Here is a 14,394-nt window from a genome sequence, read left to right as displayed (position 1 = left end):
TCAGGATGACGGGTCGACTATGGATAGCCGCAAGAAACTCACTTCTCGCGGAACGAGCGCATGAACTGGTCGCTCATCGGCTTCATCAGATACGACAGCATGGTGCGGTCGCCGGTCTGGACGAAGGCTTCCACCGGCATGCCCGGGATGATCTTGACCTCGCTGCCGAGGCGCGCGACCTCTTCCGGCGGCATCGAGACGCGGATGGTGTAGTAGCTCTGCCCGGTGCGCTGGTCGGTGTTGACGTCGGCGGAGACGCGGGTGACGACCCCGTTCAGCTCGGGCGTGGTGCGCTGGTTGAAGGCGGAGAGCCGCAGCACGGTCTTCTGTCCGACCTGCAGCTTGTCGATGTCCTGCGGATTGACCTTGGCCTCGACCGACAGATCGTCGGCCTTCGGCACGATCATCATGATGGCGTCGCCTGCGGTGATGACGCCGCCGACAGTGTGCACGGTCGACTGCAGCACCACACCGTCCTGCGGCGCGCGGATGTCGATGCGGCGAAGCTGGTCTTCGGCGGTCACCTTGCGTTCGACAAACTCGCCGATCTTGTCGTTGGTCTCACGCAGGTCCTTCGAGACCTCGGAGACCATGTCCTTGTCGACCTGGATGATCTGCAGTTCGGTCTCGGTGATCTTGCCCTTGGCCTGGGCGCGCGAGGCGATGTATTGCGCGCGCTCGCCGGAGAGCCGCGCCGCGTCGCGCTCCAGCGTGGTCAGGCGGGTGAGCTGCACCAGATGCTGCTCATAGAGCTGGCGAACGCCGACCAGTTCCTGCTGCACCAGCGCGATCTCCTTGTCCTTGGCGGTTTCCTGCGCCTGCAGGCCGGAGATTTCCTCGTTGAGCTGGGTGACGCGCTCGCGCAGCTGCGCCTTCTGGCCGCTGCGGCCGTTGACGCGGACTTCGAACAGCTTGGATTCGCTCGCCATGATGTCGCGCACGTCGGGATCCTTGGCCTGCTCCGCGAGCTGCGGCGGGAAGGCGATCTTGTCGTTGCCCCGCTGCTCGGCTTCGAGCCGGGCTGCGCGCGCGTAGAGACCGTTCAGCGTCTTGACCACGATCGCAAGGCTCGCCTTCACGACCGTCTCGTCGAGGCGCACGACGACATCACCCGCCTTGACCACGTCGCCGTCACGCACCCGGACCTCACCGACCACACCCCCGGTCGGATGCTGCACCTTCTTGACGTTGGACTCGACCACCACCGAGCCCGGCGCGATCAGCGCGCCCGAGATCGGCACCGTGGTCGCCCAGCCTCCGACGCCGCCGCCCAGAACCAGAACCACGACGAGGCCGACGAGCAGATGCTTGCGGATCGAAAGATGTGCGTTGCGCGGCTGATCGGTCATGCGATCGCTCATGATTTGGCTGCCCCCGCATCGGCGACGATCTTGATCGGCGTCGGCACCGGCGGCGCGACGCGCTGCAGCACCTGGGCGAGCACGGTCTCCTTCGACCCGAAGGTCTGCATGCGACCGTCCTTCAGCACCAGCAACTGGTCGACGCCCTCGATGCCGACCGGCCGGTGCGCGACCACGATGACGATGGCGCCGCGTTCGCGGGCACCACGCACCGCGCGGGTCAGCGCCTCGTCGCCTTCGCTGTCGAGGTTGGAATTCGGCTCATCCAGCACGATCAGAAACGGATCGCCGTAGAGCGCGCGCGCCAGCGCGACGCGCTGCGCCTGACCGGCGGAGAGCGCGGTGCCCTGCTCGCCGACCTGGGTGTCGTAGCCCTCGCGCATCTTGATGATCATCTCGTGCACGCCGGCTTCCTTGGCCGCGGCGATGATGCCGTCCGACTTGGCGTCCGGATCGAACCGGCAGATGTTCTGCGCCACCGTGCCGGCGAACAGCTCGACGTCCTGCGGCAAATAGCCGACATGGCGCCCGAGTTCGTCCGACGACCACTGGTCGAGCGCGGCGCCGTCGAGCCGCACCTTGCCGCGCGCCGGCACCCAGACGCCGACCAGCGCCCGGATCAGCGACGACTTGCCGGAACCGCTCGGGCCGATCACGCCGACGCCGCTGCCGGCTTCGACCGCGAAGGTGATGTCCTGCACGATGGCGCGCTGGTCGCCGGGCGCAACCATGGTCACCGCCTCGACCGAAAGCTTCTTCTCCGGCGCCTGCAGCAGCGTCTGCTCGGGGCGCGCCGGAATCTGTTGCAGCAGCCGGTTGAGACGCTGCCAGCTCTGCCGCGCAGCGACAAAGCCCTTCCAATGCGCGATCGCGAGATCGACCGGCGCCAGCGCCCGCGCGCTCAGGATCGAGCCGGCGATGATGATGCCGCCGGTCGCTTCCTGGTGGATCACGAGATAGGCGCCGACCGCGAGCACCGCGGATTGCAGCATCATGCGCAGCACCTTGGCGACCGCACCGAGCCCGCCGGTGACGTCGCTCGCGTGCTGGTTGCCGGAGAGATATTCCTCGTTGGCTTCGTTCCAGCGCTTGTTCATGCGCCCGGCCATGCCCATCGCCACGAGCACCTCGGCGTTGCGGCGGCTGGAGGCGGCGAGATCGTTGCGCCGCGCCGCGAGCGACATCGCTTCCTTGGCGGGCGAGCGCGACATGTATTCGGTGATCAGCGTCAGCGTCACCAGAATGACGGCGCCGACCAGCGCGGTGACGCCGAGCAGCCAATGGAACGCAAAGCAGATCGCCATGTAGAACGGCAGCCAGGGCAGGTCGAAGAACGCACCAGGACCCATGCTGCCGAGGAAGGAGCGTACATTGTCGAGATCGCGCAGCGGCTGCAGGCCCTCGCTGCGATTGCCGGCCATCAGCGGCAGCCGCACGATGGTGTCGAACACCCGCGCATTGAGCGCCTCGTCGAGCGAGGTGCCGACGCGGCCGAGGATCCGTCCGCGCAAGAGATCGAGCACGCCCTGGGCGATGTAGAGCACCGCGGCGATGACCACGAGGCCGACCAGGGTCGGAACGCTGCGGCTCGGCAGCACGCGGTCGTAGACCTGCAGCATGAACATCGAACCTGTCAGGTACAACAGGTTGATCATGCAACTGATGAGACCGACGCCGATGAAGGCACTGCGACATGCGCGCAGCGCCTCAGCCAGTTCGGAACGCCGGACAGCGGGCGCGGCTGCCATGAAAACTGATCTCTGCAAACAAAAGCGTTACGTGATGACCACCTTGTATAGGCGTTTGCGGCCATCGTCCATTTCAAGTCGCGTCGACCAGAGCATGGTTCGCGGGCTATTTTTGTGATCCCACAGACAGTTGACGGAATAATCAGGGTTAACCGGCCGCGGAACCCGGCGCGGTAACAGGTGCGGTTCTTGGAAAGGGCACGAGAATGACCGACATCGAGACCCGGCCGATCTCTCCGTTCACATCGAGCAATACCCCGCTGCCGACGCCAAGACCGGCCTCCGGGCGCCAGCGCGCCTCAGGGCGAACACCGATCCACGCGCCCTGCGGTGGCCTGAACAGCTGCACTGCAAGGTTCGGATTGGGGTCGGCCACCACGTTCTGGACCGGGCGCGCGATGCCGTGGGTCCAGTCGGCGGGACCGAGCACCCGCGCCAGCGGGCCGGCATCGGTCGTCACGTCATGGTGCATGCGAAACCAGGCAACCTCGCCGCCGACGCGGGCTTCCATCGCATCCATGAACCAGCTGCGGCCATGGCCATGGACGGCGTGCAGGTTGCGCAACGGAAGGCCCGTGGGATCGACCGGGTCGGCTACACTTCCGTCAAGGCCCGGCACCTCGACGGCACGTTCGCGCGACAGCGTCACGCGCACCGTCGCGGTGGGCTGCGCTTCGCCGGCCGGCCAGAGCGTGTTGTCGACGACGCTGACCCGGCCGCCTTCGGTCACGACGGTGACTTGCGTGCGCAATTCGGCCATCGGCGTCGGCCGCAGGAACCAGGCCGAAGCTGAGATCGCGGTGCCCCAGTTGCGCGCAACGGCCATCGCCTCGACCTCGGCGGTCAAGAGGCTTGCGACCGCCCCGCCCTGCAGGCCTGCGAACGGCCCCGCCGCCAGCGCGGCGGGCTTCCAGTGGTGGGGCGTGGCGAGCGGTTCGAAGATGGCCAAGGTGACGTTCCCTGAGGTGAGCAGGATTGAGCGATCTGGCAATCTGAGCCAAGAATAGTGGCCATGACAAAAGGCCATTCATCACTTCAGGTGAACAAAATTCACCCATTGGACGCTCCGGATCCTCGCCTGATCCCGCCGCTCGCGGCGCTGCTCGCCTTCGAGCGCGCGGCCACACAGCTGAGCTTCCGCGGCGCCGCGCGCGACCTGTCGCTGAGCCCGTCGGCGATCAGCCACCAGATCCGCGGACTGGAGCAGCAGTTCGGCACAAAACTGTTCGTCCGCGGCGCGCGCTCGGTGCGGCTGACCCTGGACGGCGAGCGCTATCTCGCAAAGGTGTCGGCCGCGCTGGCGACGCTGCAGGAGGCGAGCCGCGACATGCTGCGGCAACGCCGCGAGAGCAGCGGCGAGCTCTGGATCAGCTCACTGCCGTTCTTCACCAGCGCCGTGCTGCTGCCGGCGCTGCCGGAGTTCAAGCGGCGCCATCCGCAGCTGACGCTGCGGATCGAGGCCACCCATCAATATGCCGACTTCATCGGCTCGCGCGTCGACGTCGCGATCCGCTACGGACGAGAGCATGCCGCCGGGCTGAAGGTCGAGCCGCTGGTCCGGGTCAGCGGGCAGCCGGTCTGCACGCCGGCGCTGGTCAAGGCCGGACTGCGGCGGCCGGAGGACCTGTCGCGCGAGGTGCTGATCCATGTCACGACGCAGCCGCGGGCCTGGCCGGCCTGGCTGCAGCAGGCCGGGCTGCCGAATCTTGCGCCACGAGGACACCTCTGGCTCGACAGCGTGCCGGCGATGCTGGAGGCCGCCGAACACGGACTCGGCGTCGCCATCGCGATCGCTCCCCTGATCAAGGCGCGGCCGGGCTTCGGCAAGAAACTGGTGGCGCCGTTCGCGTTCGAGGCTGCGCCAAGCGAGACGATCTACCTGATCTCCCGCACCGAACAGGCGCGCGACCGGCGCGTTGCCGCGGTGCGGCGCTGGATTGCCGACGCGGTCGCCCGCGCAAGCTAGCGCATGATGAAGTTAGGCTGAACTGGCGACCGCGAAGACGCTGCGCTCCCTCTCCCGCTTGCGGGGGAGGCGAAGCGAGCCTGCGGTCCGACCGATTCAACCAAAATCCACGCGCTTTAGACCGTCGCGTCGGCAGGTTCCGCCATAACGCAGCGTGCCAGATGGCCGGGCGCGACCTGTACGGCGGGCGGCAAGCTTTCGCTGCAGCGCGGCTCGGCGAACTTGCAGCGTGGCGCGAACGAGCAAGCGGCCGGCGCGTGATCGAGCGAGGGCGGCGTGCCCGGGATGGTTTCCAGCCGCTGGCCGCGCATCGCGCCGTGAATGGTCGAGGCCAGCAGACCCTTCGCATAGGGATGGATCGGCGTGCGCACGATGTCGCGGAGGGCGCCCTGCTCGACGATCTGGCCGGCATACATCACCGCGACGCGGTCGCAGATCTCGATGGCGACGCCGATGTCGTGGGTGACGAAGATGACCGACATGCCGAACTCGCGCTGCAGCTCGCGCAGCAGCAGCAGGATCTGGATCTGCACGGTGGCATCGAGCGCCGTGGTCGGCTCGTCCGCGAGCAGGATTTTTGGCTTGCAGGCCAGCGCCAGCGCGATCATCGCGCGCTGGCGCATGCCGCCCGACATCTCGTGCGGATAGGATTCCAGCCGTCGCCTGGCGGAGGGGATTCGCACGACTTCGAGCATTTCGAGCGCACGCGCGGTGGCGTCGCGCTCGCTCTTGCCCTCGTGGCGCATCACCGTCTCCGCGATTTGGCGGCCGATAGTGTAGACCGGATCGAGCGCCAGCGCCGGCTCCTGGAAGATCATCGAGACGGTCTGGCCGCGGAATGCGGACAGCGCCTCGTCGTCCATCGCCAGCACATCCCGACCCAGCACTGTCACGCTGCCGGAGATCTGCGTGCGCTTCTTCGGCAACAGCCGCATCAACGCGCGCAAGGTCACGCTCTTGCCCGAGCCGGACTCGCCGAGCAACCCCAACACCTCGCCCTCGCCAAGCGACAGGCTGAGATCGTTCACGGCATGCACCGTGCGATCGCCGGTGAAGCGGATGTTGAGGTTGTTGATCTCGACGAGGTTGGTCATGCGAGCTTGGGCACCCTGCCGTGGAAATCGGTCGCGCGCTGGAACGCGGCGCCGATCCGCAGCAATGCGGCTTCCTCGAAGGAGCGGCCGATCAGCTGCATGCCGACCGGCAGACCCGCCTTGGTGAAGCCCGACGGAATCGACAGCGACGGCATGCCGAGATAATTGACCGGCCGAGTGAACCGCGTCAGCCGCTGGATCACCGCCTCCGCGCCTGGACCGTTGCCGACGTCGCTCTCGGCGATCGTCGGCGCCGGCACCGGGGCCGACGGCGCGATCACAGCATCCACGCCGCTGACCGCCGCGTTGTGTGCGGCGAGCGCGGGGCCGCGCCAGCGCATCGCCTCGAGATAGCTGACGGCCGGAATGGTGAGGCCGTTCTGCAGCCGCATCAGGACCTGCGCGCCGTAATCCTGCGGCCGCTCGATCATCCAGCGCTTGTGGAAGGCTGCGGCCTCGGCCGCGAGCACCAGCTGCGACGCCGCGCTGAGCTGGCGCTGATCGGGTAACTCGACCTTGACGATCTCGGCGCCCTCTTTCTTCAGGGTGGCAACCGTCTCGTCGAGGATGTGCGCGACTTCAGGATCGAGGTCGTCGACATAGAATGCCGTCGGCACGCCGATCTTGACGCCCTTCAGCGACTGTCTGGTCGCGGCCAGATAGTCGGGCACCGGCTGCGTCGACGCGGTGAGATCCTCCGGATCGGCGCCGGCCATCAGGCCGAGCAGCAGCGCGCAATCCTCTGCAGTCTGCGCCAGCGGGCCGACGGTATCGAGCGATTGCGACAGCGGCATCGCGCCGGCGCGGCTGACGCGGCCGACCGTCGTCTTCAGGCCGGTGACGCCGCAGAAATGCGCGGGCATGCGCACCGAGCCGCCGGTGTCGGAGCCGAGCGCCGCAAAGGTGAGCCGCGCGGCGACCGCCGAGCCCGAGCCCGACGACGAGCCGCCGGTGATGTGCTCGGTATTCCAGGGATTGCGCACCGCGCCGTAATGCACGTTGTGGCCGGTCGGCCCGTAGGCGAACTCGACCATCTGCAGCGAGCCGAGCCGGACCTGTCCGGCATCCTTGAGCCGCTGCAGCGCCGTCGCTGTGGTCTTCGGCACGAAGTCGCGGCGGATCAGGGAGCCGCAGGTCACGACCTTGCCGGCGTCGTAATACATGTCCTTGTGCGCCAGCGGCACACCGTGCAGCGGACCGCGACTGTTGCCTTTGGGGAGCGCGGCATCGGCCTCTGCGGCGGCGGCGAGCGCCTGTTCGGATTCAACCGCCATATAGGCGTTGAGGCGCGGCTGCCACTCTGCAATGCGATGCAGTACGGCGCGCGTCACCTCATGCGAGGAGACCTTCTTGTCGGCAATCGCCTTGGCGACCGCGGTCAGCGTCATCAGGGCCGGCTCGGTGCTCATTTCGACACCTTTGCGATCTGCGCCAGCAGGAAGCTCGCAGGTTCGAGATCGAGAGGCAGCGTGCCGGAGATCGGTGCAAAGCCGTCGAAGGCGGGCCCGATCGAATTGGCGATGCGCGTGGCAGTTTCGTCGTCGGCGGGCACGTCGGCGACGTGCGCGATCACCTTGACGTCCTTGGGAGTGGGTCTGGTCATGCCGCGTTTTCTCCTTTTGCTTTTGCCGGCGCGCGGCTGTGCCCCGAGCCGGGAATGGCCATGTAGCACGCCGCTTGATGGCCCATTGTATCGAGATCGCTGAGTTTTGGCGTGTCGTTTGCGCAGAGCGGCTCCGCAAACGGGCAACGGGTGTGAAACCGGCAGCCCGGCGGCGGATCGATCGGATTGGGCGGATCGCCCGAGATCGGCGGCACCTCGGTGCGCTTGTCGGGATCGGATGACGGCATCGCCGCCAGCAACGCGCGGGTATAGGGATGCGCCGGCGCGTCCCAGACAGCGTCGACCGGGCCGAGCTCGACGACCTCGCCGAGATACATCACCAGCACGCGGTCGGAGATGTAACGGACCACGTTGAGATCGTGGCTGATGAACAGATAGGTCAGGCCGAATTCGCGCTTCAGATCGGCGAGCAAATTGAGCACCTGCGCCTCGACCGATTTGTCGAGCGCGGACACCGCCTCATCGAGGATCACGAGCCGCGGCGATAGCGCGAGCGCGCGGGCGATATTGACGCGCTGGCGCTGGCCGCCGGACACTTCGTGCGGATAGCGGATGGCGAAGATCTCCGGCCGCAAACCGACCTTGCCGAGCAGTTCGCGCGCGAGCGCCCGCGCCGCGCCGTCGGCCATGCCGTGCACCTTGGGCCCGAACGCGATGGATTCCTCGATGGTGAGGCGCGGGTTGAGCGAGGCGTAGCTGTCCTGGAACACCATCTGCATGCCGCGGCGCAGATCGCGCAGCGAGAGCGACGGGCCGACCTGCATTCCGTCATAGACGATGTCGCCGGCGTCGCGGGTCATCAGATGCATCAACAGCCGCGCGGTGGTCGACTTGCCGCAGCCGGACTCGCCGACAATGCCGACGGTCTCGCCCTTCATGACCGCGAAGGTGACATCGTCAACCGCGCGCACGGTCTTGCGCGGGCTGAACAGCCCGCCGCGCACCGGGAAGTGTTTTGTCAGCCCCTTGACCTGCAACAGCGGCTGCGCGGCGCCGCCGATGTCGGCGACCGGCTCCAGCATGTCGGCTGAGAGATTGGCGTCACCCATCGCACTAGTTCCTGATGTCCATGGCGCTGCGCATGCCGTCGCTCAGCAGATTGAAGCAGATCGAGACCGCGAAGATCATCGCGCCGGGCAGCGCCGCGACCCATGGATTGACATAGATCGCGGTGCGCAGCGTATTCAGCATCAAGCCCCATTCCGGCTCCGGCGGCTTGGTGCCGAGCCCGAGGAAGGACAGACCGGCGGCCAGGATCATCGACACCGAGATCAGGCCGGTGGCGTAGACGAAGATCGGGCCGAGCACATTGCCGAGCATGTGCACGCGCATGATGGTGAACGGACCGGCGCCGGAGGCGCGCGCCGCCTCGACGAAATCCATGTTGCGCACGCCCGTGGTGACGCTTTCGGCGACGCGGGTGATCTGCGGCACGAACACAATGGTCAGCGACACGATCGAATTGGTGATACCGGCGCCGAGCGCCCCGGAGATCGCGATCGCCAGCAGCACCGAGGGAAAGGCGTAGAATACGTCGACGGTACGCATGATCGCGGTGTTGAGCTTGCCGCCGACATAGCCGGCGACGAGGCCGAGCGAGGTACCGATCACGAAGGCGAGGATCACCGGCAGGATGCCGATCACCAGCGAGAGACGTCCGCCATAGATCAGCCGCGCCAGCATGTCGCGGCCGAGCTCGTCGGTGCCGAGCGGATAGCCCGGCGTGCCGATATGGCGGAGGCGGCGGATCATCGAGCCCTGATAGGGATCGGCGAGATGCAACCAGGGCGCCAGCAGCGCCGACGCAAAGATCAGCACCAGGATGATGGCGCAGGCCATACTGACCTTGTCGCGCCTGATGCGGCGCCCAACGGTCGCCCAGTAGCCGCGCGCTTTGGTCGCGGGTGCCGCCTGCAATGCGGTATCGCTCATCGCACTCATGGTTAGCTCCGCTTGATGCGCGGATCGATCGCGGCCTGCGCGATGTCGACCAAGAGATTGAGCAGCACGAAGAACAGCGCGAGCACCAGGATCGTGCCCTGCAGCAGCGGCAGATCGCGCTGGAAGATCGCCGAGTTGAGCAGCAGGCCCGAGCCGGGCCAGGAGAACACCGTCTCGATCAGGATCGAGCCGCCGAGCATGTAACCGAGCTGAAGTCCCATCACCGCGAGCGCGGTCGGCGCGGCGTTCTTGATGACATGGCGAAAGACCCCGGTCTCGCGCAGGCCCTTGGCGCGCAGTGCCTCGACGAAATCCTGGCTCAGGATATCGCCGGTCAATGCGCGCACGGTGCGGGTGACGATGCCCATCGGGATCACCGAGGTGGTGATGGCGGGCAGCACCAGATAGCGCAGATGCTCCCAGTCCCACGCCCAGGCGCCGGAGCCGCCGGGACCGGCGCCGACCGCAGGCAGCCAGTTGAGCTGCACCGAGAAGATGATGACCAGCACCATGCCGAGCCAGTAGTGCGGCAGCGAGACGCCGGCGATGGCGAATGAGGTCGCGACCTTGTCGACCCAGGTGTCGCGGAAATAGCCGGCGATCAGGCCGAACAGCAGGCCGAGCGTGAAGCCGATCATCGCAGCCGCGATCGCCAGCATCACGGTGTTGCCGACCGCGCGCAGCACCTCGGTCAGGACAGGACGCCCCGTCGCGATCGAATTGCCGAGATCGCCATGGATCGCGCGCCACAGCCACAGGCCGAATTGCACGGGCAGCGGCCGATCGAAGCCATAGGCGGCACGCAATTGCGCGGCGAGCTCCTGCGAGGCATCGGCCGGCAGCACCGCAACCAGGGGATCGCCGGGCGTGATGTGCACCAGCAGGAAGCACACCAGCGCAACGCTGAGCACGATCGGAATGACGTAGACGATCCGTCTGGACGTATAGGCGAACACGTTGCGCTCTTTCTTCCTTCTCCCCTTGTGGGAGAAGGTGGCGCGCGAAGCGCGCCGGATGAGGGGTTCTATCCGCGGACAACGTCATTTCAGATCGGGGAGGAGCGTCCGCGGAGACAACCCCTCACCCGGCTTCGCTGTCGCGAAGCCACCCTCTCCCACAAGGGGAGAGGGTGCACCGATTGCGCGTCTAATGCCTCACGGCACGATCGAGACCGGTGAGAAGTCGACAAACCAGCTCTTCGGCTGCACAAAGCCCTTGATCTTCGGGCTCATCGCGCGCGGCGCGACGTCGTGCGCGACGTAGAGGAACGCCGCATCGTCGACCGAGGCCGCATGCAGCTCGGCGAGCGCTGCGTCGCGGGCGGCCGGGTCGAAGGTCTGGCGGGCCTTCTTCACCAGTTCGTCGAACTTCGGATTGTTGATGAAGCCCCAATTGTTCGAGACCGGCGGCGCCATGCCCGATTGCAGGAAGCGCACCAGCGCGAAGAACGGATCCATCGCCGCATAGGTGACGTTGGTCGCATTCGAGCCGTTGGCCGACGGATCCTTGGCGCCGCGCCGCCAGTTGGTGAACAGCGTATTCCACTCGATGACGTCGAGCTGCACATCGAAGTAGCACTCGGCCAGCGCCTGCTGCAGGTATTCGTTCATCGGCAGCGGCAGCATCTGGCCCGAGCCGGACGCCGAGGTCTGGATCTTGACCGTCAGCTTCTTGTTCGGCCCAAAACCCGCCTCCTGCATCAACTTCTGCGCAGCCGGCTTGTCGTATTTGATCTGGAAGGTCGGATTGCCGCGCCACGGATGGCCGGGCTCGAAGGTGCCGGTCGCCGGCACCATCAGGCCCGCGAGCAGGCCGTCACGCAGCCCTTCGCGATCGATGCAGAGATTGGCGGCCTTGCGGACGCGGATGTCGTTCCAGGGCGAGCCCTCGACGCGGGAGAACTGCCATGGCCAGACATGCGGCTCCTCGTTGGAATAGAGGGAGAAGCCCCGCTGCTTGATCTCGGGCAGCGCGTCCGGCGCCGGCGCCTCGATCCAGTTGACCTGCCCCGACAGCAGCGCCGCGGTGCGGGCATTGGCCTCCGGCATCGGCAGCAGCACCATCTTGTCCGTCTTCGGCACGCGGGCCTTGTCCCAGTAGTTGTCGTTCTTCACCAGTTCGAGCCGCTCACGCGGAGTGAAGCTCGACATCTTCCAGGGGCCGGTGCCCGAAGCGTCCTTGGCGAACGCGGCCCATGCGGCCTGCGACTTCGCCTTGGCATCGGCGCCTTCGGCCTTGTCGTAGAATTGCTGCCATTTGGTCGGGCTCGCCATGAACAGATTGGTGAGATTGATCGGCAGGAAGCTGTCCGGCTCCTTGGTGGTCAATTCCACCGTCATGTCGTCGATCTTGCGCGCGGAGACCAGCGTCGGCATCCGCGAGGCGGTGACGCCGACCTGGCTCGCATCATATTGCGGCGCGTCCTGCTTCAGGACCTTGTCGACATTCCAGACCACGGCATCGGCATTGAACGGCGAACCATCGTGAAAGGCGACGCCGGGACGCAGCTTGAACACCCACTTGGTCTTGTCGGAATCGTCGACCTTCCATTCGGTGGCGAGGCCCGGAATCATCGCGCTCGCCTTGTCCGACGACGACAGGTCCCACATCGTCAGCGCGTCATACATCGTGAGCCCAGTGAAGCGATTGCCCTCAAACCCCTGGTCCGGCTGCCCGAGGGTGCGCGGAATATCGGCAGCCGTCATGCCAATACGCAGCACGGTCTCGGCACGGGCGATCGCCGGCACACCGGCAGCAATCGCGAGCGCCAGCATGATCGCTGTCGCATTGGTCTTCCCGTTACGCATCTGAGCAACCCCTTCGAGTCCGGTGACGTTTTGGTGATTATTTCTTGGGCAAGCGTATGCAATGCCTGTGCCAAGGGGAATAGTTCTTCAGCAAATAACCGCTGGGCGCGTCATTTCTTCCCACCTTAGACTAAGACGGGGCAATAGTGCCTATTCTGGCATCACGCTTGCAAGATTTGGTTCCGACTTCCCACCAATGGAGCCTTTATATGCGTGCGCGCAATTCGATCCTGATGGCAGCAATGGCGCTTGCCCTGACCGCGGGCTGGCCTGCCTTGTCTGCGCGAGCGGAGTCCATTGTGCGCTACGGCATTTCGATGGCCGACATTCCGCTGACGACCGGCCAGCCCGATCGCGGCGCCGGCGCCTATCAATTCACGGCCTACACGATCTACGATCCGCTGGTGGCCTGGGAGATGGATGTTGCCGACCGGCCGGGCAAGCTGGTGCCGGGGCTCGCGACCGAATGGAAGGTCGACGACACCGACAAGACCAAATGGCGCTTCACGCTGCGCAAGGGCGTCAAATTCCACGACGGCAGCGACTTCAACGCCGACGCCGTGATCTGGAATCTCGACAAGGTGCTGAACGACAAGGCACCGCAATTCGACAAGCGGCAGAGCGCGCAGGTCAAGACCCGCCTGCCCTCGGTCGCGAGCTACGCCAAGATCGACGACTCGACCATCGAGATCACGACCAAGACGGTCGACTCCTTCTTCCCCTACCAGATGCTCTGGTTCCTGGTCTCGAGCCCCGCGCAATATGAGAAGCTCGGCAGAGACTGGGACAAGTTCGCCAGCCAGCCCTCCGGCACCGGCCCGTTCAAGCTGACGAAACTCGTGCCGCGCGAACTCGCCGAGCTGACCAAGAACCCGGACTATTGGGACAAGAAGCGGCTTGCGAAGGTCGACAAGATGATCCTGATCCCGATGCCGGAGGCGTTGACGCGCACCAACGCGTTGCTGGCCGGCCAGGTCGACCTGATCGAAACGCCGGCGCCCGACGCCGTGCCGCAGCTCAAGGCCGCCGGCATGAAGATCGTCGACAACGTGACGCCGCATGTCTGGAATTACCATCTGAGCGTGCTGCCCGGCTCGCCCTGGACCGACATCCGCCTGCGCAAGGCGCTCAACCTCGCGATCGACCGCGACGCGGTCGTTGCCCTGATGAACGGGCTGGCAAAGCCCGCCAAGGGCCAGGTCGACCCGTCGAGCCCGTGGTTCGGCAAGCCGACCTTCGAGCTGAAATACGACCTCGCGGCCGCGAAGAAGCTGGTGGAGGAAGCCGGCTATTCCAAGGACAAGCCGTTGAAGACGACCTTCATCATCGCCCAGGGCGGCACCGGGCAGATGCTGTCGCTGCCGATGAACGAGTTCCTGCAGCAGAGCTTCAAGGAGATCGGCATCGATGTCGACTTCAAGGTGGTCGAGCTCGAGACGCTCTATACGCACTGGCGCAAGGGCGCGGCCGACGAGATGAGCGCCGGCATCACCGCCAACAACATCGCCTATGTGACGTCGGACCCGCTGTACGCCATCGTGCGGTTCTTCCATTCCGGCCAGGTCGCTCCGGTCGGCGTCAACTGGGGCGGTTACAAGAACCCGAAGGTCGACGCGCTGATCGACGAGGCCAAGCAGACCTTCGATCCTGCCAAGCAGGACGCGCTGCTGGCGCAGGCGCACGCGCTGATCGTCGACGATGCCGCGCTGGTATGGGTGGTGCACGATACCAATCCGCACGCGCTGTCGCCGAAGGTGAAGACATTCGTGCAGGCGCAGCACTGGTTCCAGGATCTGACACAGATCGGGCTGGAGTAAGCCTCGGTTGCCGTTGCACGAACCTCTCCGTCGTCG

General features: G+C 66.1%; 12 protein-coding genes. 2 read left to right on the top strand and 10 right to left on the bottom strand.

All coding sequences use genetic code 11. From position 1 onward, the window contains the following. Positions 1-38: 38 nt before the first annotated feature. The 3 genes from WDM24_RS02710 to WDM24_RS02700 form a co-directional block, all read right to left on the bottom strand. Complete coding sequence (locus tag WDM24_RS02710; protein ID WP_338830363.1) at positions 39-1,349, bottom strand: HlyD family type I secretion periplasmic adaptor subunit; 1,311 nt, start codon at positions 1,347-1,349, stop codon at positions 39-41. 8 nt (positions 1,350-1,357) lie between these two features. After that, the gene (locus tag WDM24_RS02705) at positions 1,358-3,109 is read right to left on the bottom strand and encodes a type I secretion system permease/ATPase (protein WP_338830362.1); all 1,752 of its coding nucleotides are present in this window, start codon (positions 3,107-3,109) and stop codon (positions 1,358-1,360) included. Positions 3,110-3,257: 148 nt separating this feature from the next. After that, positions 3,258-4,058: an acyl-CoA thioesterase domain-containing protein gene (locus WDM24_RS02700; RefSeq protein WP_338830361.1), complete on the bottom strand. Its 801-nt coding sequence runs from the start codon at positions 4,056-4,058 to the stop codon at positions 3,258-3,260. Between the two features lie 108 nt (positions 4,059-4,166). On the opposite strand from WDM24_RS02700, the gene WDM24_RS02695 reads away from it, so the two are divergent. Continuing rightward, positions 4,167-5,075, top strand: a complete 909-nt coding sequence (locus WDM24_RS02695) for a LysR substrate-binding domain-containing protein (protein WP_338830359.1) — start codon at positions 4,167-4,169, stop codon at positions 5,073-5,075. Positions 5,076-5,191: 116 nt separating this feature from the next. Here the strand turns inward: WDM24_RS02695 and WDM24_RS02690 are convergent, their stop codons facing one another. The 7 genes from WDM24_RS02690 to WDM24_RS02660 all read right to left on the bottom strand — a co-directional run bounded on the left by WDM24_RS02690 (position 5,192) and on the right by WDM24_RS02660 (position 12,541). Beyond that, on the bottom strand, positions 5,192-6,169 hold the full coding sequence (locus tag WDM24_RS02690) for an ABC transporter ATP-binding protein (RefSeq protein WP_338830358.1): 978 nt from the start codon (positions 6,167-6,169) through the stop codon (positions 5,192-5,194). Further along, positions 6,166-7,578: an amidase gene (locus WDM24_RS02685; protein ID WP_338830357.1), complete on the bottom strand. Its 1,413-nt coding sequence runs from the start codon at positions 7,576-7,578 to the stop codon at positions 6,166-6,168. The genes WDM24_RS02690 and WDM24_RS02685 overlap by 4 nt, the downstream gene beginning before the upstream one ends. Continuing rightward, positions 7,575-7,772, bottom strand: a complete 198-nt coding sequence (locus WDM24_RS02680; protein ID WP_338830356.1) for a hypothetical protein — start codon at positions 7,770-7,772, stop codon at positions 7,575-7,577. The genes WDM24_RS02685 and WDM24_RS02680 overlap by 4 nt, the downstream gene beginning before the upstream one ends. Next, positions 7,769-8,842 (bottom strand): oligopeptide/dipeptide ABC transporter ATP-binding protein, encoded by a 1,074-nt coding sequence (locus WDM24_RS02675; protein WP_338830355.1) that lies wholly within the window; start codon positions 8,840-8,842, stop codon positions 7,769-7,771. The genes WDM24_RS02680 and WDM24_RS02675 overlap by 4 nt, the downstream gene beginning before the upstream one ends. Positions 8,843-8,846: 4 nt before the next feature. Further along, the gene (locus tag WDM24_RS02670) at positions 8,847-9,734 is read right to left on the bottom strand and encodes an ABC transporter permease (protein ID WP_156928316.1); all 888 of its coding nucleotides are present in this window, start codon (positions 9,732-9,734) and stop codon (positions 8,847-8,849) included. A gap of 2 nt (positions 9,735-9,736) precedes the next feature. Continuing rightward, entirely contained in the window at positions 9,737-10,690 is a 954-nt protein-coding gene (locus WDM24_RS02665; RefSeq protein ID WP_166211606.1) for an ABC transporter permease, read from the bottom strand. Between the two features lie 198 nt (positions 10,691-10,888). Next, positions 10,889-12,541, bottom strand: coding sequence for an ABC transporter substrate-binding protein (locus WDM24_RS02660; RefSeq protein ID WP_414645673.1), 1,653 nt, complete (start codon positions 12,539-12,541; stop codon positions 10,889-10,891). A 209-nt stretch (positions 12,542-12,750) separates the two neighbouring features. Between WDM24_RS02660 and WDM24_RS02655 the strand changes: the two genes are divergently transcribed. Then, a complete protein-coding gene (locus tag WDM24_RS02655) occupies positions 12,751-14,358 on the top strand; it encodes an ABC transporter substrate-binding protein (protein WP_338830354.1) in 1,608 nt (535 codons plus the stop codon). The last annotated feature ends 36 nt before the right edge of the window (positions 14,359-14,394 follow it).

It is taken from the genome of Bradyrhizobium sp. 27S5 (genome assembly GCF_037217225.1).
Taxonomy (GTDB): domain Bacteria; phylum Pseudomonadota; class Alphaproteobacteria; order Rhizobiales; family Xanthobacteraceae; genus Bradyrhizobium; species Bradyrhizobium septentrionale.
Note: the sequence above shows the minus strand (reverse complement) of the source record. Positions and strands in the feature narration are given on the sequence as shown.